Source organism: Acidimicrobiales bacterium, from assembly GCA_035630295.1.
GTDB lineage: Bacteria > Actinomycetota > Acidimicrobiia > Acidimicrobiales > Iamiaceae > Iamia.
The window spans coordinates 97,019-119,788 of the sequence record DASQKY010000051.1 but is presented as its reverse complement, the minus strand read 5'-3'; the positions used below and the strand labels follow the sequence as shown (position 1 = coordinate 119,788).

The following is a 22,770-nucleotide window of genomic DNA, read 5'->3' as shown; positions in this document are numbered from 1 at the left end:
CCTAGGAACCGGGGTCGGCGTAGGGGCTGGGGCGAGCCACGCCGGCCGCGGCCTCGATGTCGGCCACCTCGGTGCGGGCCTGCTCCAGCAGGTCGAGTTGGCGGGCCAGCTCGTCCAGGGCCGAGGCCTGGCCGGCGGCCACCATCGGAGCCTGGGCCCGGACGGCCAGCAGGGACACCTGCGACGCCACCTGCTCGACCTGGCGCACCCGGGCGGCCAGGCCGGCCAACGGGACCCGCCGGCTCCGCGCCGGCAGGTGGGCCACCACCACGATCTGCCCGTCCAGGGCCACGGCCTCGGCCTCCAACTCGGCGGTGAGCTCGGCCAGGCGGGGGGCGGAGGGCGCGGTGGCGCAGGCGGCCCGGGACGCGGCCACCGCCGAGCGCAGCCGCCGGTGGAGCCGGGCCGGGGCCGACGGGTGCCCGGCCCCCCACGACGACGGGGCCGGTGACGGCACGTCGGGGCTGACCCGGTTGCGCCGCTCCAGGCGCCGCAGGCCGACCAGCAGGGCCACCACCGCGGCCAGCGCCATCAGCAGGGTCAGGACCAGGGCGACGATCAGGGCGGCGGCCAAGGCGTCCACCGGGCCAGGGTACCGGTGACCCGGCTCGCGCCCGTGGGGTGGGCCACCGTTCGCCTCTGGGGCGCCACCCCGGTGGGCTCAGGCGCCGGACCGGGCCAGGGCGCTGGCGGGGATCTCGGGCCGGGGCCGACCCGAGCGCCGTCCGGCGGCGCGGGCGGACCCGGCTCCCGCCCCGGCTGCCCCGGCCGGCGCCGAGGGAGCCGTGGGCCGGGGCGGGAGGGCCTGGAACCGGGGCAGCGCCGGCCACGCCGAGGCCAGGCCACCCTCGCTGTGCACCACCCGGACGGCACCGGCGGCCCGGTCCAGCCAGGCGGCCACGCACAGGCGCTCGGCGTCGACCGCGGCCGTGCCCGGCCCCCCCGGGCCGTCGGCCACCGGGGGCGGCACGCCGGCCACCACGTCGAGGGCCCGCACTTGGCCGTCGGCCCCCCAGGCACTGGTCAGCACCCCTCCGTCGAGCACGGCGCCGGCCCCCCCGGGCAGGGCCAGCTCGGTGCGCCCGCTGGCGGCGAGGGCGGCCAGCCTCCGGCCCCGCCGCAGCGCGGCCACCACCGCGGCGGCCCGGTCCCGCACCTCGGCCGCCTCCTCGAAGCGCTCGCCGGCGGCCAGGACCTCCATGCGCCGGGCCAGGGGGGCCAGGAGCAGGTCGGGGCGCCCGTCCCAGCCGGCCCGCACGGCCGCCACCACCGCCCGGTACTCGTCCTCGGCCAGGTCGCCGGCGCAGGGGCAGAGGGCCCGCCCGATCTGGGCCGGGGCGCAGCGGGCGGCCCGCCGGCCCGGGGCGCCCGAGCAGCGCCGGATGGGCAGCGCGGTGTGGACGGCCTCCACCACCCGGGCCGCGGCCCGGGTCGACGGCAGGGGCCCGAGGTAGTCGGCCCCGTCGGGCCGCACCTGGCGCACGACGGAGAGGCGGGGGAACCGCTCGGCCGTGAGCTTCACCCACACCGGCCCGCCCCGGGCCCGGCCCTGGCGGTTGAACCGGGGGTCGAGGGCCCGGATGAGGCGCAGCTCCAGCACCGACGCCTCCAGGGGGCTGGTGCACACGATGGCGTCGACCGCCTCGACCTCCCGCAGGAGCTGCCCGACCTTCCGGCGGTCGTCGCCCGAGAAGTAGGACCGCACCCGGGACCGCAGGTCGGTGGCCTTGCCCACGTACAGCAACCGCCCGCCCCGGTCGCGGAAGCGGTAGACCCCGGGGGCCCGGGGCAGGTGCCGGGTCAGGGCCAGCTTGGCGGCCTGGGGGTGGCCGCCCATGGTGGGCAGGGCCAGCAGGTCGTCCAGGCCCAGCACCCCCAGCCCGGCGGCCCGCTCCAGCAGGACGTGGAGGAGGTCGCCGGTGGCCAGGGCGTCGTCGAGGGCCCGGTGCGACGGCTGGTGGTCGAGCCGCAGGCGCGAGGCCAGGGTGCCGAGCTTGCAGTTCGGCACCTCGTCACGGACCAGGCGCCGGGCCAGGGCGCAGGTGTCGACCCACCGGTTGGGGAAGCGGGTCGAGCCGTGGGCCTCGTAGGCGGCGTTCAGGAAGCCGAGGTCGTAGCGCACGTTGTGGCCCACGATGACGGCGTCGCCCACGAACTCCCGCAGGGCCGACAGCACCGGGCCGAGGCGGGGGGCGGGCAGCACCATGGCGTCGGTGATGCCGGTCAGCACGGTGATGGCCGGGGGGATGGCCTGGCCGCAGTTGACCAGGGTCTGGAACGTGCCCTCGCACTCCCCGCCCCGGAGCTTCACCGCCCCCACCTCGGTGATGCCGCCGTCGGTGGCCCGGCCCCCCGTGGTCTCGATGTCGATCACGCAGAAGGTGACCTGGTGCAGGGGGGTGCCCAGGTCGTCGAAGGAGGCCTGCCCCCCGGGCCCGGCGGGGGAGCGGCGGGGGGCGGACACGTGTTCGACGCTAGGGCGAACCTGTGTTCGTCGTCAACGGGTCATCCCGGTGTCATCGGCTGCCCGCACCGGTCGGGGTGGTACGCGTCGGTACGATGCCGGGCGATGCCCGATCCCTCCCCCTCGGCCCCCGTGACCGGCGACCCGCGGCCGCCCACCCGCTACCGCTGCACGTCGTGCGGCAACCTCACCCGCTTCGACGTCACCGCCACCCGCCGTACCCGGGCCTTCCACCACTACACGGTGGGGGGCGACCTCACCGTGGAGCGCACGGAGGTGCTGGGCGAGGTGGTCGAGGTGGTCGAGTGCGCCTGGTGCGGGCCGTCCGGCGCGGTCGAGGCCCTCGCCGGGGCCTGACGGCCGGCCAGGACCGAGCGCACCGTGTCGGCCCCCGGCCCCAAGTCCCTCCAGAAGGCCCGGAGCGTCCTGCTCCACGACCTCCTGGAGCTGGCCATCGGCGTGGCCCGCCACGACATGGAGACCGACCCGTCCCTCGTGCCCCTGCCGCTGCGGCCGGTGGTGCGCCTGAGCCGCCTCGGCCCCCGGGCCCTGGCCGCCGCCGACCGGGCCGGTGACGACGACCCGTTCCGGTCCCGGGTGGCCCTGCTGGTGGAGCTGGAGAAGCTGACCCCGGCCCAGCGGCTGTGGCTGGAGCGGCCCGACGGGTGGGAGGCGGCCCTGGAGGAGATGGTGCAGGTGGAGGCGGCCGATGTCGAGGAGGCCGACGTCCGCCAGAAGCTCACCCGGGAGCGCCGGGCCCGCCGGTCGGCCGAGGACTCCCGGGACCGGGCCGTGGCCCAGGCCGGGCGGACCCGCCTGGAGGCCACCGACCTCCGGCAGGAGCTGGCCGCCACCCGCCAGGACCTGGCCGCGGCCCGCCAGGCGGCCGACGAGGCCGAGGACCGGGCCCGGGCCGCCGAGGACGAGCGGACCGAGGCCGTCCGGGCCCTGAAGCAGCTGGAGGAGGCCCACGCCCGAGCCCACGAGCAGCTCCGGGAGCTGCGAGAGGGTGGGACGGGTCAGGCGGCGCGGCGGGCCGAGGTCGACCGGGCGGCCCTGGCCCGGGCCGTGGCCCAGGCCACCGACGCCTCGACCGCCCTGGACGCCGCCCTGGCCGCGGTGGCCGCCCTGGCCGAGCCGACCGAGCCGACGGCGCCGACCGAACCGGCGCCGGCCGGTCCCGGCGACGGGACCGAGGCCCCGGACGAGGAACCCGACGCCGCCGTCGAGGCCGGCGGGCCCCCGGAGGGGTCGCCCCCGGCCCGCCCGCCGGCCCGGGCCCGGCGCCGCCCGGCCCGCCTGCCCGGCGGCATCCACGACGACACCGCCGAGGCCGCCGACCACCTCGTCCGCCGGCCCGGGGCCATCCTGCTGGTCGACGGCTACAACGCCTCCCTGGCCATGTGGCCCGACACCCCGCTGGCCGACCAGCGCCAACGCCTGGTGAGCGGCCTGGCCGTCCTGGAGGCTCGATCCGGGGTCGAGGCGGTGGCCGTCTTCGACGGGGTGGCGGCGTCGGTGCAGGGCGTCACCCGGCAGGTGCGGGTCCGCTTCACCGACGAGGGGGTGGAGGCCGACGACGTGCTCCTGGACATGGTCGACGCCGAGCCCCCCGACCGGGTCGTGGTGGTGGCCAGCAACGACGAGCGGGTGCGGGCCGGCTCCCGGGCCCGGGGGGGCAACGTCCTGTCCATCTCCCAGCTCCGTGCCCTCCTGGGCTGAGCCGGTGGACCGGCCGGCCGAGCCGCCGTCGCTGCGGGCCCTGGCCACGCCCCCGCTGGTGGGGCGGGCCCCGGAGCTGGCCGCCATCGCCGCCGTGCTCGACGCCCCCGAGGGGCGGGGCGTGCTGGTGGCCGGGCCCATCGGGGTGGGCAAGTCCCGCCTGGCGGCCGAGGTCATGAGCCGCCGGGCCGCGGCCGGCACCGTGGTGCTGCGAGCCATCGCCACCGCCGCCACCGCCGACATCCCCCTCGGGGCCCTGGCCGCCATCGCCCCCGGCGGGGTGCGGGGCGGCGACCGCCGGGACGGCGTGGTCGACCGGGTGGTGGCCGACCTGGCCGCCGCGGCCGGCGACGCCCCCCTGTTGCTGGTGGTGGACGACGTCGACCTCCTCGACCCCCAGTCCCACGGCGTGGTCCGGGCCCTGGTCGAGCGGCGGGTGGCCCGGGTGGTGGGGACGGCCCGCAGCCCGCACCCACCCCTGGGCCCCCCGTGGACGGCGCCGGGCATCGTGCAGATCACCCTGGGCGACCTCGACGACGACGGTGTGGCCGAGCTGCTGGTGGCCACGCTGGGCGGGCCGGTGGCCGGGGGCACCACCCGGGTGCTGGCCACCGCCACCCGGGGCAACCCGCTGCTGCTCCGCGAGGCCCTGGCTGCGGCCGGGAGCGGGGGTGCCCTCCGCCAGGTCGACGGCATCTGGTCGCTCGACGAGGGCCAGCGACCCCTGGGCCGGTTGGGTGACGTGGTCACCGAGCGGGTGGCCCAGCTCGACCGGGACGGCCGCGACGGCCTGGAGCTGGTGGCGGTGGCCGAGGTGCTGCCCGTGCCGTTGGCCGACGCCCTGGTCGGCCCGGCCGTGCTGGGCCAGCTGGAGCGCTCGGGCCTGGTGGCCCGGGAGACGGTGCTGGGCCGGCCCGTGGTGCGGCCCTCGCACCCGGTGTACGGCGAGGCCCTGCGGGCCGGGCTGGGCCCCATCGCCCGCCGGCACCACGCCCGGCGGCTGGCCGACGCGGCCGAGGCCTCGGACGGGGCCGAGGTCGACGTGCTGCGGGTGGTGGCCTGGCGGGTGGCGGCCGGGGGCGAGGTGGCCGCCGACCTGCTGGCCCGGGCCGCCCGCGAGGCCCGTCGCCGCGGGGAGTTCGACCGGGCCGAGGACCTGGCCCGCCGGGCCGTCGACGCCGGGGGCGGGGTGGCCGCCCTCCTGCTGCTGGGCGAGATCCAGAACGCGGTGGGCCGCTTCGCCGGCGCGGACGAGACCTTCTCCCGGGTCGTCGACCCGCTGCTGGCCGGCGGCCCGCCCCCGGCCGGCGAGGAGGAGGCCTCCCTGGTGGGCCTCATCGCCCTGGCCCTGGCCTTCAACCGGGCCTGGGGGCTGGGGCGGGGCCGGGAGGCCCGGGAGCTGCTGCGCGACGCCTCGGCCGCCCTGGGCCGCTCGCCCGCCTCGGCCACGGTGACGGTGACGGAGCGCCGGGCCGAGCTGGCCGCCGACGCCGCCGCCCTGGCCGCCTTCACCGGCGATCCCCGCCGGGCCGTGGCCGAGGCCGAGCACCTGCTGGCCGAGGCCCGCCACCCCCGGGAGGTGGCCCGGGCCGCCTTCGCGGCCGGGGCCGGCCTCATCGGGATGGGGCGGCCCGAGGCCGCGGTGGCCCACGCCGAGCGGGGCCTGGCCGCCCTGGAGGGGCTGCCCGAGGGCTTCGGCCGGGCCACCTTCGCCACCAACCTGCTCCTGACCCGCATCATGGGCCTGGCCGAGGCCGGCGACCTGGCCGGGGCCGGGGCCCTGGCCGAGGACACCTACCGCCGGTCGGTCGACGCCTCGCTGCTCACCGGCCAGGCGGTGGCCGCCTGGGCCCGGGGACGGGTCCTGGAGATGGGCGGGCGGGCCCTCAGCGCGGCCCGATGGCTGGCCGAGGCCCGGCTCATCGAGCGTGACCTGCAGACCCGGGGCCGGCGCCGGTGGGCGCTGATCGGCCTGGGCCTGGCCCTGGCCGGCCAGGGCCGGCGCGACGAGGCGGCCGCCATGCTCGCCGCCCTGGACGGCATGGACACCGACGAGCCCGTCGACGACCGCTTCCTGGTGGCCGACGAGCTGCGCCTGCGGGCCGGCCTGCGGGCGGCCGGCGGGGAGCTGACGGCGGCCGAGCGCCTCCTGGCCGACGGGGCCGACCGGGCCTGGGACGACGGCGCCGCCGGCGTGGCCGTGGTGCTGTGGCACGAGCTGGTGGTGACGGCCCCGGCCACCCGGGCCGCCACCGCGGCCGCCACCCGCCTGGCCGCGGCGGAGGGGGTGGACGGCCTGCTCCACCGGGCCCGGGTGGCCGACGCCGCCGCCGCCCTGGCCGGCGACGGCGGGGCGCGCCTGGCCGGGGCGGCCGCGGTGGCCGAGGTCGGGGCCCACGGCCTGGCCCTGGCCGTGGCCCGGGCGGTGGCCGCCGAGGCCGGGGCCGAGGGCCGCCGGGGCCTGGCCCGCAGCGCCGAGGAGCTGGCGGCCCGCAGCGTGGCCGCCTCCGAGGGCGTCCCGGCCGACGTCCCCCCGGCCCGGGCCCTGCTGGCCGGCCTGGGCCCCCGCCAGCGGGAGGTGGTGCTGCTGGCCGCCGAGGGCCTCAGCAACGGCGAGATCGCCGAGCGCCTGGCCATCGCCGTGCGCACCGTGGAGAACCACCTCCACCGCTCCTACGCCGAGCTGGGCGTCGACGGCCGCCGGGGCCTGGTCGCCCTCCTGGCCGACACGCCGGGCTGAGGTCGCTCAGCCCGGGCAGCGGAGGTCGGCGGGGGGGAGGGTGAGGGCGACCAGGTAGGCGGTGACGGGGTTGTCGATGCAGTCGGTGAGGGAGCGGTAGGCGGTGTGCTCGGGCCCCTCGTAGGTGACCAGGCGGGAGCCCTCGACGACGCGGTGGGCGTCCCGGGCCTGCTGGTAGGGGGTGGCCGGGTCCTCGGTGGACCCCACCAGCACCACCGGTGGGGCGTCGGCCACGGCCCCGTCGGCCAGGGTCGCCAACGGCTCGGTGGCGGGGGGCAGGCCCCAGCACCCGGGCGTGCCGACCGCGAACCAGCGGCCCCAGAACGGCAGCTCGGCCCCCCAGCGGTCGGCCAGGGCCGGGTCGCCCTCGGGCTGGGCCGCCCGGGCCTCCTGGTCGGCGCAGCGGATGGCGCCCCGGGCGTCGGCGTCGTCGTGCCAGGCGCCCTCCGCGGTCCGGCCGTAGTACGAGTCGCGCAGGGACAGGAGGGTCCGGCCCGCCGGCTCGGGGCCCAGCACCTCGGCCAGGGCCCGGTCGAGCTGGCCCCAGCCCTGCTCGCTGTAGAGCGACACGGCCACGGCCACGTACAGCTCGCCCACCCCGGCCGTGCCCTGCCGCTGGGCGCCGTCGGCTCCCAGGGCGTAGGAGGCGGGGACCCGCTCGGCCTCCAGGCGGGCCACCACGTCCGCCAGCGTGGCCCGGGGGTCCTGGCCCAGGGGGCAGCCGGGGCGCCGGGGGCAGGCGGCCAGGTAGGCCCCGAGGGTGCGCTCGAAGCCCTGGGCCTGGACGTGGACGTCCTCCACCGGGTCCACACCCGGCAGCGACACGCCGTCGAGCACCATGGCCCGCACCCGGTGGGGGTAGCGGCGCAGGTACTCCAGGCCGATGGTGGTGCCGTAGCTGTAGCCCAGGTAGGTGAGGGCGTCGTCGCCCAGGGCGCCCCGCAGGGCGTCGAGGTCGCGCACCGTGGAGCGGGTGCCCACCACCTCCAGCAGGTCCCCGACGGCGGCCAGGCAGGCGTCCAGGCCCTCCTGGGCGTCGGCCCGGATGGCCGCGACGTCGGCCGGGTCCTCGGGGGTGGGGTCGATCTCGGCGCCCAGCAGCTCCTCGTCGGAGGTGCAGTCGATGCGCTGGGAGCCGCCGGTGCCCCGCGGGTCCCAGGCGACCACGTCGAAGCGGTCGCCGAGACCGGTGGGCAGGGAGGTGAAGCCCTCCAGGAAGTCGCGGCCGGAGGCGCCGGGGCCGCCGGGGTTCAGCAGCAGCGAGCCGATGCGCTCGCCGGTGGCCGGCCGGCGCATCACGGCCAGGTCCAGGGTCGGCCCGTCGAGCTCCGACCAGTCCCGGGGCACGGTCAGGGTGGCGCACTGGAAGGCGCCCCGGCACCGCTCCCACGAGCCGAGGGTGGCGTGGGCCGCGGGGTCGGCCGGGCCCCCGTCGTCGACCGGCGGCCGGTCCCCGGGTCGCCCCCCGGTGGGGGCGGCCGACCCGGTCGGGCCGCCGGTGGAGGGCGGCGCCGGCGCCGTGGCCCCGTCGTCGCCCCGGGAGCAGCCGGCCACCAGGGCCACCGCCACCAGGACGGCCAGGGCACGCCACCAGGGCGGTCGTGGGAGCACGGGCGCCATGGTGGCAGGCGCCGGGCCCGGCGCCCGGCCATCGCCCCCACCCGCTAGACCGGGAGGACCCCGACGACCGGAGGAGGCCCGTGGCCCGCCGCCCCCTGCTCATCGTCCTGGCCGGCGGCCAGGGCTCGCGCCTCGACGTGCTCACCACCGGGCGGGCCAAGCCCAGCCTCCCGGTGGGCGGCGCCTACCGCCTGATCGACCTCATGCTGTCCAACGCCGCCCACAGCGGCCTGCGCGACGTGTGGGTGGTGCAGCAGTACGAGCCCCACCTCCTCAACGAGCACCTGGCCGGGGGCCGGCCGTGGGACCTGGACCGCAGCCGGGGCGGGCTCCAGGTCCTGCCGCCGTACCAGGGCGACACCGGCGAGGGCTTCGCGGCCGGCAACGCCGACGCCCTGGCCCGCCAGGCCCGGCTGGTGGCGGCCTTCGACCCCGACGTGGTGCTGGTGGCCTCGGCCGACCACCTGACCGCCATCGACCTGGGGGCGGTGGCCGACGAGCACCTGGCCTCGGGGGCGGAGCTGACCATCGTCACCACCGAGCTGGCCCGCACCCAGGACCCGACCCGCCACGCCCTGGTCGACGTGGCCGGCGACGGCCGGGTCACCGGCCTGCACGACAAGCCCGACGACCCACCCCACCGCACGGCGGCCACCGAGGTCTTCGCCTACGCGCCCGACGTGCTGCTGGACGTGCTGGGCGAGCTGGCCCGGGCCGACGAGCCCGTCGGGGACTACGGCGACGCGCTGGTGCCGGCCTTCGTGGACCGGGGCCGAGCTCGGGCCCTGGCCCACCACGGCCACTGGCGGGATCTGGGCACGCCCCGGGCCTACCTCGACGCCCAGCTCGAGCTGCTGCGGCCCCGCCCTCCGATGCGCCTCGACGACCCGTCGTGGCCGGTGCTGAGCGCGGCGGTACCCCGGGCCCCGGCCCGGATCGAGGCCTCGGCCCGGATCGACGGGTCGTGGGTGTGCGGCGGGGCGGTGGTGCGGGGGACGGTGGTCGACTCCGTCCTCGGCCCCGGCGTGGTGGTGGAGGCGGGGGCCGAGGTGCGCCACAGCGTGCTCATGGAGGACGTGAAGGTGGGGCCGGGGGCGTCGGTGGCCCGGGCCGTGGTGGCCGAGCGGGCCTGGATCGGGGCCCGGGCCCGCCTGGGCGCCCCGCAGGCCCGGCACCCGGTGCTGGTCGGGGCGGGCCGGCGCCTGGCCGCCGGCGTCGAGGTGGCGGCCGGCACCCACCTGGAGCCGGTGGACGCCGCGGCCACCGTCCGCTGACCGGGTCCCTAGGGTTGGGGCCCATGAGCACGAGGCGCGGCGACGGCGCCGGACGGGGAGCGAGATGGACGTGACCACCGGCGCTGTGCGGGTGCGGGGCCTGCGCAAGCGCTTCGGCGACTTCACCGCCGTCGACGGCATCGACCTGGACGTCACCCCGGGCGAGACCTTCGGCTTCCTGGGCCCCAACGGGGCCGGCAAGTCCACCACCATCAAGATCCTCTGCACCCTGGCCGAGCCCACCGAAGGCACCGCCGCGGTGGCCGGCTTCGACGTGGTCAGCCAGCGGGACCAGGTGCGCCGCCACATCGGGCTGGTGTTCCAGGACACCACCCTCGACCAGTACCTCACGGCCGAGCGCAACCTGCGGTTCCACGCCGAGCTCTACGGCATCCCCCGCGAGGTGCTCGACGACCGGCTCCGGCGGGTGCTGGAGATGGTGGGCCTGTGGGAGCGGCGGGGCTCCAAGGTGCAGAACTTCTCGGGCGGGATGAAGCGGCGGCTGGAGATCGCCCGGGGCCTCATGCACTCGCCCCGGGTTCTGTTCCTGGACGAGCCCACCGTGGGCCTCGATCCCCAGACCCGCCGCTCCATCTGGGAGTACATCGACGAGCTGCGACGCACCGAGGCCATCACCATCTTCCTCACCACCCACTACATGGACGAGGCCGAGAACTGCGACCGCATCGCCATCATCGACACCGGCCGGATCATCGCCCTCGACACGCCGGACGGGCTCAAGGCCTCGGTCGACACCGACACCGTCCGGCTCCGCACCGTGGACGACGGGGCCGCCACCGTCGCCCTGCGGGACCGCTTCGCCCTGGAGGCGGTGGCGGTGGAGGACGGCATCGAGGTCAAGGTGCCCGACGGCGAGGCCTTCGTCCCCGCCGTGGTGACCGGCCTGGGCGTGGCCGTCACCTCCATCAACGTGCGCCGCCCCACCCTGGACGACGTCTTCCTGTCCTACACCGGGCGGACCATCCGCGACGCCGAGCAGGCGCCGGGGATGTTCAACCCCTTCGCCCAGAGCCGGCGGTGACCCCGTGACCACGACCGCCCCCACCCCCACCTCCGAGCCCGGCGCCGCGACCTCCGTGGTGCCGGTGATGGTGGCCGAGCCCGGCCTGCGCCGCGACCTCCAGGCCGTCAAGGTCGTCATGCACCGGGAGCTGATCCGCTTCGCCCAGGACCGGCTGCGGTTCGTCTCGGCCCTGGTGCAGCCGGTGCTGTTCCTGTTCGTGCTGGGCACCGGTCTCTCGACCCTGACGGAGGGGACCACGGCCGGGATCGACCTGCGGACGTTCATGTACCCGGGGATCCTGGCCACCTCGACCATGTTCACGGCCATCTTCTCGGCGGTGTCGATCGTCTGGGACCGGGAGTTCGGCTTCCTGCGGGAGATGCTGGTGGCCCCGGTGCGGCGGGGCTCGATCATCCTGGGCAAGGCCCTGGGTGGGGCCACGGTGGCCACCGTGCAGAGCGTGGTGATCCTGATCCTGGCCCCGGTGGTGCACGTGCGCCTCACCCCGGTGCTGGTGGTGGTGATCCTGGCCGAGGTGTTCCTGCTGTCGTTCACCCTGACCGCCCTGGGGCTGGTGGTGGTGGCCCGCATCCAGCAGATCCAGACCGTCATGGGCATCATGCAGATGCTGGTCCTGCCCCTGTCGTTCCTCTCCGGCGCCCTGTACCCGGTGGGTGACCTGCCGGGCTGGCTGGCCGTCCTGGTCAAGGTCAACCCCGTCACCTACGCCGTGCACCCGGTGCGGACGGCGGCCTTCAGCCGGGTCGACGCCCCGCCCGGCGCCCTCGATCGCCTCAACCCGCCCATCACCTGGTGGGGTTGGGAGGTCCCCACGCTGTGCCAGCTGGGCCTGGTGGCCGTGCTCGGTGTGGCCATGCTCGCCGTCGCCGTCCGGCAGTTCCAGAAGGTGGAGTAGGCGGGCCGCCGCCCGAGCGACGACACCCTCCATGGCCCCCGACCTCCACGCCGACGACGCCCGAGCCGGCCCGCCCCCGGTGGGCACCCTGCTGCGCCGGGGAGCGCGGCGCCGCTGCCCCCGCTGCGGGAGCGGGGGGCTGTTCCGCACCTACTGGTCGATCCACGACCGCTGCCCCCGGTGCGGGCTGCTCTTCGCCCGCGAGCCGGGCTACTTCACCGGCGTCTACCTGCTGAACCTGAGCTGCATCCTGGGGGTGCTGTTCGTGGTGGTGATGGGCTACGCCCTGTGGCGGGCCAACGGCCACGAGGGGGGCGTCGCCGGCTTCGTGGCCGTGTCCGTCGCCCTGGCCGTGGTGGTCCCCATCGCCTTCTACCCGGTGGCCCGCACGCTGTGGTCGGCCCTGGACCTGGCCATGGCGCCCCTCGAGCTGGACGAGATCCTCGACGCCGCCGAGGCGGTGGACGGTGACGAGGCCCCCGACCGGGACGGCGACGCCATCCCCGGCGACGACCGGGACGGGCCCCCCGCCCCGTGAACGGGTGGGCGTCCCACCCCGGTGCCGGGGTGACCGGCGCCGCCCGGCCGTACCCTCTGGGCGTGGTGTCCCCGGTCCACCCCCCTGTCCTCGGTGGGGACCAGGCCCCCGAGCCCGAGGGGACCGGCGGGGACCAGGTGGCCGGGGCGCCGGTGGCCCTGCCGGCCGGCACCACGCTGGGCGACGGGCGCTACCGCCTGGGCGAGGTGCTGGGCCGGGGCGGGTTCGGCATCACCTACGCGGCCACCGACGAGCGGCTGCGTCGCCCGGTGGCGGTCAAGGAGCTGTTCCCCGACGGAGCCGGCCGCCGGGGCCTGGAGGTGCGGGTGGCCGAGGGGGCCGAGGCCGGCTTCGCCCGGGCCCGGGAGCGCTTCCTGCGGGAGGCCACCACCCTGGCCCGCTTCGGCCACCCCGGCATCGTGCGCATCTGGGGGGCCATGGAGGAGAACGGCACCGCCTACCTGGTGCTGGAGCGCCTCCGGGGCCACACCCTGGCCCAGGAGCTGCGGGCCCGGCGGGGCCCCTTCAGCCAGGCCGAGGCCCTCCACGTGGCCGAGCAGGTGGCGGCGGCCCTGGCCGTGGTGCACCGGGCCGGCGTGCTCCACCGCGACGTCAGCCCGGCCAACCTGGTCCGCACCGACGACGGCCGGGTGGTGCTGATCGACTTCGGCCTGGCCCGGCCCTTCGCCGCCGACCGCACCACTTCCATGACCCGGATCGTGACCCCCGGCTACGGCTCGCCCGAGCAGTACGAGGGCTCCGCCCGCTTCGGCCCCCGCTCCGACGTCTACGCCCTGGGCGCCACGCTGTACCGGCTGGTCACGGGGCACGCTCCGGCCGGCGCCGTGGACCGGGCCCGGGACGACGACCTGGTGCCGGCCTGGCGCCTGAACCCCTCGGTGAGCCGGCCGGTCAGCGACGCCCTGGCCGCCGCGGTGGCCCTCGACCCCGACCGCCGGCCCCCCTCGGTGGGCGACCTGCTGGCCCGCCTGGGCCTCGACCCCGACGCCCCCGGGGAGGCCGCCGCCCGTCGGCCCGCCCTCGACGACCCGCCGACGGTGCTCGATCCCCAGGTGCTCGATCCCCGGGCGAGCCCGACCACGGTGACGATCGTGGACCCGCCTCCCCGTCGTCCCGGCGCCGCCATCCCCGGCCCGGCGGCGTCGTCGCCCGGCCCCCCGCCGGCGGCCCGGCACCGGGCGGTGGTGCCGGCGCCGGCCGCCCCCGCTGGGCCTCCCGTCCCTTCCTGGGAGCCCCTCCCGCCGGTCGCCGCTCCTGTGCCCGTCGCCCCCGGGGTCGGCGCGCCGCCCCGGGGGCGGGGGTGGGTCACGCTGCCCTTGGGGCTGGCCGCGGTGGCGCTGGCCAGCGCCCAGCCGGTGACCGTCACCCTGGCGCTGGCCGTCGGGGTGGCCCCGGCCCTGGCCACGGTGGGCGACCGGCTGGTCCGGCCCCATCGCAGCCTGGCCTGGGCGCCGGGGTGGTGGGCCCGCAACGTGGCCGTGGGCCTGGTGCGGGGCCTGGGGGCGGCCGGCATCCTGGGCGTGGGCCTGTGCCTCTGGTACGGCACCGAGCTGTTCGACGGGGCGGCCGGGGCCGGCTCCTGGGTCCTGCGGGCCACCGGGGTGGGCGCCGGGTGGGTGCTGGCCTCGTCCATCGGGCGGGGCGGCCCCGGCTTCCGCAGCCACGTGGCCCTCGACGCGCTGGCCACCCGCCTGCTCCCCCGGGGCCGGCTCACGCCGGTGGCCGCCGTGGTGGTGGCGGTGTGCCTGCTGGTCGCCGCGGCCGGGGCCTGGTTCCGGCCCGAGGCCTGGCCCCTCGGAGGCTGACTCAGCCGGCCGGGGCCTCGACCCCCAGGGCGGCGTGGAGGAAGCCGAGCACGTCGGCGCCCTCCTCGGCCCGTCGAGAGGTGGGCTTGCCCTGCCCGTGCCCGGCGTCCCGCTCGATCCGCAGCAGGACCGGTCCGCTCGCCGGGGCGGCCGCGGCCTGGAGGCGGGCGGCCATCTTGCGGGCGTGGAGGGGGTCGACCCGGGAGTCCTCGGCCCCGGCGGTCAGCAGGACGGCGGGCAGGTCGGTGCCGTCGACCACCCGGTGGTACGGCGAGTAGGAGAGCAGCCAGGCCAGCTCGTCGGGCCGGTCGGGGTCGCCGTACTCGGGCACCCACAGGCGGGCGATGCGGAACCGTGGGTAGCGGACCATGTCGCACAGCGGCACGGCGGCGTGGACGGCGGCGCACAGGCCGGGGCGTCGGGTGAGCACCGCGGTGACCAGCAGGCCCCCGTTGCTGCCGCCCCGGACGGCCAGCCGGGACCGGCTGGTGCGCCCCTCGGCCACCAGCCAGTCGGCGGCGGCTTCGAAGTCGGCGAAGACCTGGGGCTTGTGGGCCCGCTGGCCGGCCCGGTGCCAGGCCTCGCCCTCCTCGGCCCCGCCCCGGATGCAGGCCACGGCCCACACCCCGCCGGCCTCGGCGTGGGCCACGGCCTCGGCCGAGTAGGCCGGGCTCATGGTCGCCGCGAAGCCGCCGTAGCCGCTGAGCACGGTGGGGGTGGCGGGGTCGGGCGCGACGTCGGCGCGGCGCAGGGTGAACAGGCTGACCGGCGTGCCGTCGGTGGACGGGTAGCGGTGGCGCTCGACGGTGAAGGTGGCGGGGTCGACGGCGGTGGCCCCGCTCCAGGGCCGGAGGCCGTCCGGGGTCCAGCGCAGGAGGGCGGGGGGCCGGGCGTAGGACGTGAACCCGACCCAGGCCTCGTCGCGGTCCCGGCTGCCGGACAGGGCGGTGAGGCTGCCGTCCTCGGGGAGGGCCACCGGCTCGGGGGCCGGGAGGGGGGCGCCCGGGGGCAGCCGGTCGGGCCGGGCCAGGCGGACCAGCCCGGCCACCGCGGCGTGGCTGGTGGCCACCAGGAGGCTGTCGGCCGTGGCCACCACCGCCTCGACCACGGCCTCGGAGGCGGGGAGGAGGTCGGTCCAGGACCCGGGGCCGGGGTCGTCGAGGGGGGCGGCCACCACCCGGCCGGTGGGGGCGTCGAGGGTGGTGGTGCCGACCAGCCGGTCGCCCACCACCCGCAGGTCGGTGACGGCGTCGACGCCGGCGATGACGGTGCGCCAGGTGCCGTCGGACCGGTCGCCCAGGTGGACGTCGGTGCGGCCCCAGCCCACGGACACGTGCACCAGCAGCCACCGGTCGTCGCGGGAGGTGCGCACGTCGGCCCAGGCCGAGGGGTCGGGCCGCTCGTCCCACAGCACCGGGTCCCGGTCGGGGTCGGTGCCCAGGTCGTGGTGGTGGACCACCCGGTGCGAGGCCTCCTCGCCGGCCGGCACGGTGGCCGGGTCGGGGGTGCGGGTGTAGGCGAAGCCGGAGCCGTCGGACCGCCAGGCCACCGAGGCGGCCCGGGTGCGGGTGATGCGGTCGGGCCGGAGGGCGCCGGTGGCCCCGTCCACCACGTGCAGGGTGGAGAGCTCGTCGCCCCCGGTGGACAGGCCCACCGCCACCCGGGCGCCGTCGGGTGAGGGGTGGAACCAGTCGATGGCCGCGGTGGGGTCGCCGAGCAGGGCCACCGGGTCGACCAGGACCCGCCCGGGCTGCGGATCGGGGGTGGTGGCCTCGGCGATGACCAGCACGGCCTGGTCGCGGCCGCCGCCCCGCTCCAGGGTGAACAGGTGGGGCCCGGCCACCGCGGCGCCCAGCACCACGGGCACGTCCAGCAGCTCGGCCAGCCGGCGGCGGAGCGGCTCCCGGTGGGGGAGGGCGGCCAGCACCGCCGCGGTGCGGGCGGTCTGGGCCTCGTCCCAGTCCCGGACGGCCGGGTCGTCACCGTCCTCCAGCCATCGGTGGGGGTCGGCCACCCGGTGGCCGGCGATCACCTCGACCAGGTCGTCGGCCCGGGTGGGCGGGGGCGGCGGGACGGGCGGCCACGGCGGCATCCGGGGACGGTACCGGTCTCTGGTCCCGGGCGGCCCGCAGGAAGATACATTTGACGATGTAGGTAAGTGGTGACAGGGTGACGGGGTGGAGCCTGCCCCCCGACGCACCCAGGCCGAGCGCTCGGCCGGCACCCGGGCCCTCCTGGTCGAGGCGGCGGTCGACACCCTGGTCGAGCGGGGGTGGGCCGCCACCACCGCAGTGGCGGTGTGCACCCGGGCCGGGGTGACCCGGGGGGCGCTGGTCCACCACTTCGGCGGCTTGCCCGGCCTGCTGGCCGGGGCCCTGGACCACCTCTACGGCGAGCTCTCGGCCCGCTCCGAGCCGGCCCCCACCCTGGCCGGCGAGATCGATCGCCTGTGGCGGGCGGCCAGCGACCGCCGGTTCAAGGCGGTGCTGGAGGCGTGGATGGCGGTGGGCAACGACCCCGTCCTGGCCGCCGAGCTGGCCCCGGTGGTGGCCCGCTTCGCCGAGCTCATGGCCCCCGGCGAGCGGGGGGCCGCCGCGGTGGCGCCCGGCAGCGAGGCCGAGGCCGCCTACCTCACGGCCCGGGAGGCCATCCTGGGCCTGGCCCTGGGCCGCTCGGTCACCGGTGGGTGGCCCCTGCCCCACGAGGCCCGGGTCCTCGACGAGCTCCGGGCCCGGGCCGCGGCCCTCGACACCGCTCCGGCCACCACCTCCGACACCGGTCCGTCCCGAGGAGGCCGCCCGTGACCGACCTCGCTACCCCGCCGGAGGCCACCACCCACGTGGTCGCAACGACGGGATGCTGGTGGCCGACGACCCCGAGTGGCTGGACGCCTCCAAGGCGGTGGGCCCGGGGCCCACCACGCCGGACCCCGACCTGCGCCACGACGACCAGCCCCGCGTCAGCGGGGGCGACCAGGTCAGCGGGTCAGCGACCGGCGTTGGGCTTGCGGCCGTGGTTGGCCTTCTTGCGGCGCGCGTTGGTCTTCCGCTTGTCGGTCTTCTTTGACATAGGGATGCGACGCTACCGGCCGGGAGGGGCCCCGCCCAAGCCCCCCGTCCCGCCGGTCAGTGGTCGGCGGCCCAGGCCAGCAGGTCGTCGGCCGGCCAGGTGTTGACCACCCGGTCGGGACCGAGGCCGTGGCGCACCGCCTTGTCGCACCCGTAGGGCTGCCACTCCAGCTGGGCCGGGGCGTGGGCGTCGGTGTCGATGCTGACCTTGCAGCCCATGGCCACGGCCACGGCCAGCAGGTCGTCGGGCGGGTCGCGGCGCTCGGGCCGGCAGTTGATCTCCACCGCGGTGTCGGCGGCCTCGCACGCCGCGAACACGACGTCGGCGTCGAAGCTGGACCGGGGGCGGACGTACGTGGTGTCGGGCAGGTCCTCGGGGCCCGGGTCGGGCAGGCCCTTCAGCTTGCGCCCGGTGCAGTGGCCCAGGATGTCGACCCGGGGGTCGAGCACCGCCTTGACCATGCGCTCGGTCATCTCCGTGCGGCCCATGGACAGCTTGGAGTGGACCGAGGCCACCACCACGTCGAGCTGGTCGAGCATGTCGTCGCCGTCGAGGGAGCCGTCGGGGAAGATGTCCACCTCGGCCCCGGTCAGCAGGCGGAACGGGGCCAGCCGCTCGTTCAGGGCCTCGATCTCGGCCAGCTGGGCCTCCAGCCGCTCCCGGTTGAGGCCGTGGGCCACGGTCAGGCGGGGGGAGTGGTCGGTGACCACCAGGTACTCGTGGCCCAGGGCCATGGCCGCCTCGGCCATCTGGGCGATGGAGGCCCCGCCGTCGCTCCAGGTGGAGTGGCTGTGGCAGTCGCCCCGCAGGGCGGCCCGCACCTCGGCCCCGGCGCCCAGGGGCACGACGGTGCTCTCCTCCAGCTCGGCCAGGCGCTCGGGCACGCTGCCGGCCAGGGCCTGGGCCGCCACCGCCGCGGTGCTGTCGCCCACCCCGGCCAGGGAGGTCAGGCCCCGGCCGGCGTGCAGGCGGGCCACCTCCTCGGGCCCGGCCTGGCGCAGGGCGGCCGCCGCGGTGCGGAAGGCCTCGGCCTTGCGGGCCGAGGCCAGGCTCCGGTCCAGCAGGTGGGCCACCCGGTCCAGGGCGTCGGCCGGGTCCATCGGTGGTTCCAGGGGGTGGATGCCGCTCACCGCCCCGAACCTACCGCCCACCGCTGCGGGGGCGGAGAGAGGCGCCCGGTAGCTTCGGGGCATGGAGCGCTTCGGGTTCGTCGGACTTCCCAACGCCGGGAAGTCGTCGCTGTACAACGCCCTGGCCGGGGGCGGTGCGCTCGCCGCCCCCTACGCCTTCGCCACCACCGACCCCAACGTGGGCGTGGCCAAGGTGCCCGACCGGCGCCTGGACCGGCTGGCCGAGATGTCGGCCAGCCGCAAGGTGGTGCCGGCCAGCGTGCAGTTCGTGGACATCGGCGGCCTGGTCGAGGGGGCCAGCACCGGCGAGGGCCTGGGCAACCGCTTCCTGGCCCACATCCGCGAGGTCGACGCCGTCGTCTACCTGCTGCGGGGCTTCGTGGACACCGACGTGCCCGGCCCCGACGACCCGCTGGAGTGCCTGCGGGTCCTGGAGATCGAGCTGGCCCTGGCCGACCTGGAGACCCTGGAGGCCCAGATCGCCAAGAAGCGCAAGGCGGCCCGGGTCGACAAGTCGCTCCAGGCCGAGGTGGCGGCCCTGGACGAGGCCCACGCCGTGCTGGCCGAGGGCACTCCCCTGTACCGCAGCGACCTGTCGGCGGACGCCCGCGAGGTGCTGCGCCCCTGGTTCCTGCTCACCAACAAGCCGGTGATGGCGGTGGTCAACGTGGGCGAGGACGACCTGGACCGCATCGACCAGGTGGTGGCCCCGGTGGCCGCCGAGCTGGGGGGCCGGGCCGAGGTGCTGGGCATCTGCGTGCAGCTGGAGGCCGAGGCGGCCCAGTTCACCGGCGAGGAGCGGACCGAGATGCTCGAGGCCCTGGGCCTGGGCGAGGGGGCGCTAGAGCGCTTCATCCACACCGCGTACGACCTGCTGGGCCTGCGCACCTTCCTGACCACGGGGGACAAGGAGAGCCGGGCCTGGACGTTCCGGGCCGGGTCCAAGGCCCCCCAGGCCGCGGGCCGCATCCACACCGACTTCGAGCGGGGCTTCATCAAGGCCGAGGTGATCCGCTGGGACGAGCTGCTCGACATCGGCTCGTGGTCCAAGGCCAAGGAGCTGGGCAAGGTCCGCATCGAGGGCAAGGAGTACGTGGTGGATGACGGCGACGTGGTGGAGTTCCGCTTCAACGTGTAGCCGGTTGGCCACCGGCGGCCGGGGGCACGGTGGCCGCCGTGCTCGTGGTCGACGGACACCCGGTGGCTCCCCTGGAGGTGGCCCGCACCCGCCGGGCCCGGGCCCGGGGCCTGCTCGGCCGGTCCGCCCTGGACGGGGCCCTGTGGTTGCCCGGGGTCCGGTCGGTGCACACCGTGGGCATGGCCTTCCCCCTGGACGTGGCCTGGGTGAGCCGGGACGGCCGGGTCCTCCGGGTGGTGCGGCTGCGCCCTGGGCGGCTGTCGGGCTGGCGCCCCCGGGCCGCCGGCACCCTCGAGGCCGAGGCCGGTGCCTTCGCCCTCTGGTCCCTGGCCCCCGGCTCGGTGCTCTCCGGCGTCGACGTCGGAGGGGGCGACGACTTCGAGGTCCCGGCCTCGTCGTGACCGCGGCCATGCTGGGGCGGTGATCCGGGACCCGTTGCAGGAGGTGCTGGAGGTGGCCCTCCGCACCCCCGACCACGCCGGGCCCGGCGACCTGGACCCGGCCGACGTGGCCGCCCTCCGCCTGGCCCGGCGACGCTTCGGGGTGGCCCTGCCCCCGCCGTACATCCCCCCGCCGGCCGACCCGGCCCGCCTGCCCATCCGGCCCGGCACCGGCGTGGACGGCCCGGCCCTGGCCGCCGTGCAGCGTCGGGCCCACCGGGCCCGGTACCGGGGCCTGCTCTCCGACGCCTTCCTCGACGGCCTCGACCTCGGCTACCTCGGCGGTTACTGGACGGGGCGGGCCGCGGCCAGCCCGTCGGCCCGGCACCACCTGCTGGTGGCCGGCCGCCCCGGCGAGGCCTACGGCATGGTCGACACCGGCCCGACCCGGGACGGCGACGGCGACGTCGACGGGGGAGGCACGCCCCGCACCGGCGAGGTGTGCAGCGTGTACGTCGACCCCACGGTCACGGGCCGGGGCCTGGGCTCGGCGCTGCTGGGCCACGCGGTGGCCACCCTGGCCGCTCACGGGTTCACCGGCGCCGTGCTCTGGGTGGTGGAGGGCAACGTGCGGGCCCGGGCCTTCTACGAGCGGTGGGGGTGGCGGCCCGACGGGTCCCGCAAGGTGACCCCGATCGACGCCGAGCACGTGGACGAGGTGCGCTACCGCCTGGACCGCCTGGACCGCCTGCCGGGCCCGGGACGGGCCCCGGGCGTGTGACCAGGGCCCGGGCGGGCGCGGAGTGCGACGCCGATCCGGGCCGTAACCTGACCCAGTGGACCGTGGTCCGGACGACGAGCGCTGGGGCGAGGAGCCCCCCACCGATGGGCCCGGCGCCGCCTCCGGTGCCCACAGCGGCGGGGGCGACGGGTTCCCGGCCGAGCCGCCCACCGAGTGGCCCGGTCCGGACGCCGGCGCCGGCGACTTCGACGAGATCTACGGTCCGGACGTGCTGGCCGCCATCGAGGCCGGCCCCACCCGGCGCAGCGACGAGCCGGTGACCCGGGTGTCGCAGTGGCGGCGCCGCTCGGCCCTGGGGGCGGTCCTCACCGGCCTGGCCCTGGGCTTCCAGGAGGTCTTCGACCCCGAGGACGAGCGCTCCATCGTCATCGAGGTGGACGACACCGGGTTGCCGTCGGACCTGCCGGTGCAGATGTTCCTCGACCCCGACTCGCCGGCCGGGAGCCTGTGCATCGTCCACCGCACCGACGTGAAGCCCCCCATGGTCTGAGCGCCGGTCGGCCCTCGAGGGCCCGGCCGGCGGCCGGGGTGCCGTCGCTAGGGTGGCCGCGTGCCCGGCCGCTTCTACGTGACCACGCCGATCTACTACGTCAACGACGCGCCCCACCTGGGGCACGCCTACACCACGATCACGGCCGACGCCCTGGCCCGCTGGCACCGCATGGTGGGCGACGAGGTCCACTTCGTCACCGGCACCGACGAGCACGGGTTGAAGGTGCAGCGCGCCGCCGAGGAGCGGGGCATCACCCCCATCGAGCAGGCCGACTGGGCCTCGGCCCGGTTCCGGGAGGCGTGGGCCCTGCTCGACATCGCCCCCGACGACTTCATCCGGACCTCCGAGCCCCGGCACCACGCCGCCACCCAGGCCCTCCTGCAGAAGGTCTACGACGCCGGCGACGTGTACTCGGCCACCTACGAGGGCTGGTACTGCGTGAGCTGCGAGGCGTACTACGCGCCCGACGAGCTGCTGGCCGACCCGGCGGCCGGCGGTGACCCCGACGCGCCGGGGTTGTGCCCCATCCACCAGCGGCCGGTGGAGCGCTTCACCGAGGACAACTGGTTCTTCCGCCTCTCGGCCTACGCCGAGCGCCTGGAGGAGTGGCTCACCGGGGACCCGTCGCCGGTGCGGCCCGAGGGCAAGCGCAACGAGGCCCTGGGCCTGGTGCGGGGCGGGCTGAGGGACATCTCCATCACCCGCAGCTCCCTGACCTGGGGGGTACCGGTGCCGTGGGACGAGGGCCAGGTCTTCTACGTCTGGTTCGACGCGCTGGTCAACTACGTCACCGCCATCGGCTACGGCACCGACCCGGAGCGCTTCGCGGCCTGGTGGCCGCACGTCACCCAGGTCATCGGCAAGGACATCCTGCGGTTCCACTGCGTGTACTGGCCGGCCATGCTCATGGCGGCCGGCGAGGCCCCGCCCCGGGAGCTCGACGTCCACGGCTTCCTGCTGGTGGGCGGGGCCAAGATGTCCAAGACGGCGGCCAACAAGATCGCCCCGGTGCAGCTGGTGGAGGGCGATGCCGAGGCCGGCTACCCGGCCCTGGGCGTCGACGGCTTCCGGCACCACTTCCTGCACGACCAGCGCTTCGGTCCCGACGGTGACCTCTCCGTCGAGGGCATGGTCGGCCGCTACAACACCGACCTGGCCAACAACCTGGGCAACCTGCTGGCCCGGGTGACCACGGTGGTGGCCAAGAAGTGCGCTGGCGTCGGCCCCGCCCCCCGGCCCGACAGCCCCCTGGCCCCGGTGGCGGCCGAGGTGGTGGCGGCCACGGCCGCGGCCTGGGACGCGGTGGCGCCCTCGGAGGCCCTGGACGCCACCTGGCGCCTGGTGCGGGAGGCCAACGCCCTGCTGGAGCAGGCCGAGCCCTGGAAGGCCGAGCCCGGCCCCGAGACCGACGGCGTGCTGGGCGACGCCCTGGAGGTGCTGCGCATCGTGGCCGTGCTGGCCAGCCCGGCCCTGACCCGCAGCCCGGCCGAGATCTGGCGCCGCATCGGCCTGGACGGCGACCCGGCCGAGGCCCACGTCCCCGACGACGTGATCTGGGGCGGCTACCCGGGCGGCCTGCCGGTGGAGAAGGGCACCCCCCTGTTCCCCCGCCTGGCCCTCGACACCTGAGTGCG

The 22,770-nt window shown here is 77.4% G+C and carries 20 protein-coding genes; 15 read left to right on the top strand and 5 right to left on the bottom strand.

The window, feature by feature from the left end:
* Position 1: 1 nt before the first annotated feature.
* Together VEW93_14650 and VEW93_14645 are read right to left on the bottom strand one after the other, a co-directional pair.
* Positions 2-583 carry a hypothetical protein gene (locus tag VEW93_14650; GenBank protein HYI63030.1) on the bottom strand — a complete coding sequence of 194 codons (582 nt, stop codon included), beginning with the start codon at positions 581-583 and terminating at the stop codon, positions 2-4.
* A gap of 78 nt (positions 584-661) precedes the next feature.
* Complete coding sequence (locus VEW93_14645; protein ID HYI63029.1) at positions 662-2,464, bottom strand: DEDD exonuclease domain-containing protein; 1,803 nt, start codon at positions 2,462-2,464, stop codon at positions 662-664.
* 105 nt (positions 2,465-2,569) lie between these two features.
* Between VEW93_14645 and VEW93_14640 the strand changes: the two genes are divergently transcribed.
* Genes VEW93_14640 through VEW93_14630 form a run of 3 tightly spaced genes read left to right on the top strand, consistent with a single transcriptional unit; the run spans position 2,570 to position 6,926 of the window.
* Positions 2,570-2,821, top strand: coding sequence for a hypothetical protein (locus tag VEW93_14640; GenBank protein HYI63028.1), 252 nt, complete (start codon positions 2,570-2,572; stop codon positions 2,819-2,821).
* Between the two features lie 24 nt (positions 2,822-2,845).
* Positions 2,846-4,186, top strand: coding sequence for an NYN domain-containing protein (locus VEW93_14635; GenBank protein ID HYI63027.1), 1,341 nt, complete (start codon positions 2,846-2,848; stop codon positions 4,184-4,186).
* 4 nt (positions 4,187-4,190) lie between these two features.
* Positions 4,191-6,926 carry a LuxR family transcriptional regulator gene (locus VEW93_14630; protein HYI63026.1) on the top strand — a complete coding sequence of 912 codons (2,736 nt, stop codon included), beginning with the start codon at positions 4,191-4,193 and terminating at the stop codon, positions 6,924-6,926.
* 6 nt (positions 6,927-6,932) lie between these two features.
* Here VEW93_14630 and VEW93_14625 read toward each other — a convergent pair whose 3' ends face one another.
* On the bottom strand, positions 6,933-8,537 hold the full coding sequence (locus tag VEW93_14625) for an alpha/beta fold hydrolase (protein HYI63025.1): 1,605 nt from the start codon (positions 8,535-8,537) through the stop codon (positions 6,933-6,935).
* 89 nt (positions 8,538-8,626) lie between these two features.
* Between VEW93_14625 and VEW93_14620 the strand changes: the two genes are divergently transcribed.
* From VEW93_14620 to VEW93_14600, 5 genes are all read left to right on the top strand, one after another.
* Entirely contained in the window at positions 8,627-9,820 is a 1,194-nt protein-coding gene (locus tag VEW93_14620) for a sugar phosphate nucleotidyltransferase (GenBank protein HYI63024.1), read from the top strand.
* A 64-nt stretch (positions 9,821-9,884) separates the two neighbouring features.
* On the top strand, positions 9,885-10,862 hold the full coding sequence (locus tag VEW93_14615) for an ATP-binding cassette domain-containing protein (protein HYI63023.1): 978 nt from the start codon (positions 9,885-9,887) through the stop codon (positions 10,860-10,862).
* Between the two features lie 4 nt (positions 10,863-10,866).
* Positions 10,867-11,760, top strand: coding sequence for an ABC transporter permease (locus VEW93_14610; GenBank protein ID HYI63022.1), 894 nt, complete (start codon positions 10,867-10,869; stop codon positions 11,758-11,760).
* Between the two features lie 31 nt (positions 11,761-11,791).
* The gene (locus tag VEW93_14605; GenBank protein HYI63021.1) at positions 11,792-12,298 is read left to right on the top strand and encodes a DUF983 domain-containing protein; all 507 of its coding nucleotides are present in this window, start codon (positions 11,792-11,794) and stop codon (positions 12,296-12,298) included.
* 62 nt (positions 12,299-12,360) lie between these two features.
* The gene (locus tag VEW93_14600; GenBank protein ID HYI63020.1) at positions 12,361-14,124 is read left to right on the top strand and encodes a serine/threonine-protein kinase; all 1,764 of its coding nucleotides are present in this window, start codon (positions 12,361-12,363) and stop codon (positions 14,122-14,124) included.
* A 1-nt stretch (position 14,125) separates the two neighbouring features.
* Here the strand turns inward: VEW93_14600 and VEW93_14595 are convergent, their stop codons facing one another.
* Positions 14,126-16,216 (bottom strand): prolyl oligopeptidase family serine peptidase, encoded by a 2,091-nt coding sequence (locus VEW93_14595; protein ID HYI63019.1) that lies wholly within the window; start codon positions 16,214-16,216, stop codon positions 14,126-14,128.
* 85 nt (positions 16,217-16,301) lie between these two features.
* Between VEW93_14595 and VEW93_14590 the strand changes: the two genes are divergently transcribed.
* The gene (locus VEW93_14590) at positions 16,302-16,928 is read left to right on the top strand and encodes a TetR/AcrR family transcriptional regulator (protein ID HYI63018.1); all 627 of its coding nucleotides are present in this window, start codon (positions 16,302-16,304) and stop codon (positions 16,926-16,928) included.
* Positions 16,929-16,986: 58 nt separating this feature from the next.
* Positions 16,987-17,190 carry a hypothetical protein gene (locus VEW93_14585; GenBank protein HYI63017.1) on the top strand — a complete coding sequence of 68 codons (204 nt, stop codon included), beginning with the start codon at positions 16,987-16,989 and terminating at the stop codon, positions 17,188-17,190.
* 59 nt (positions 17,191-17,249) lie between these two features.
* Here the strand turns inward: VEW93_14585 and VEW93_14580 are convergent, their stop codons facing one another.
* Entirely contained in the window at positions 17,250-18,323 is a 1,074-nt protein-coding gene (locus tag VEW93_14580) for a PHP domain-containing protein (protein ID HYI63016.1), read from the bottom strand.
* A 61-nt stretch (positions 18,324-18,384) separates the two neighbouring features.
* Between VEW93_14580 and ychF the strand changes: the two genes are divergently transcribed.
* The 5 genes from ychF to metG are packed head-to-tail and all read left to right on the top strand — an operon-like array spanning position 18,385 to position 22,765.
* Positions 18,385-19,461, top strand: coding sequence for a redox-regulated ATPase YchF (gene ychF / locus VEW93_14575; GenBank protein ID HYI63015.1), 1,077 nt, complete (start codon positions 18,385-18,387; stop codon positions 19,459-19,461).
* Between the two features lie 38 nt (positions 19,462-19,499).
* Positions 19,500-19,862, top strand: coding sequence for a DUF192 domain-containing protein (locus tag VEW93_14570; protein HYI63014.1), 363 nt, complete (start codon positions 19,500-19,502; stop codon positions 19,860-19,862).
* A gap of 19 nt (positions 19,863-19,881) precedes the next feature.
* Positions 19,882-20,622 (top strand): GNAT family N-acetyltransferase, encoded by a 741-nt coding sequence (locus VEW93_14565; GenBank protein ID HYI63013.1) that lies wholly within the window; start codon positions 19,882-19,884, stop codon positions 20,620-20,622.
* Between the two features lie 55 nt (positions 20,623-20,677).
* Positions 20,678-21,133, top strand: coding sequence for a hypothetical protein (locus VEW93_14560; GenBank protein HYI63012.1), 456 nt, complete (start codon positions 20,678-20,680; stop codon positions 21,131-21,133).
* 60 nt (positions 21,134-21,193) lie between these two features.
* The gene (gene metG / locus VEW93_14555; GenBank protein ID HYI63011.1) at positions 21,194-22,765 is read left to right on the top strand and encodes a methionine--tRNA ligase; all 1,572 of its coding nucleotides are present in this window, start codon (positions 21,194-21,196) and stop codon (positions 22,763-22,765) included.
* The last annotated feature ends 5 nt before the right edge of the window (positions 22,766-22,770 follow it).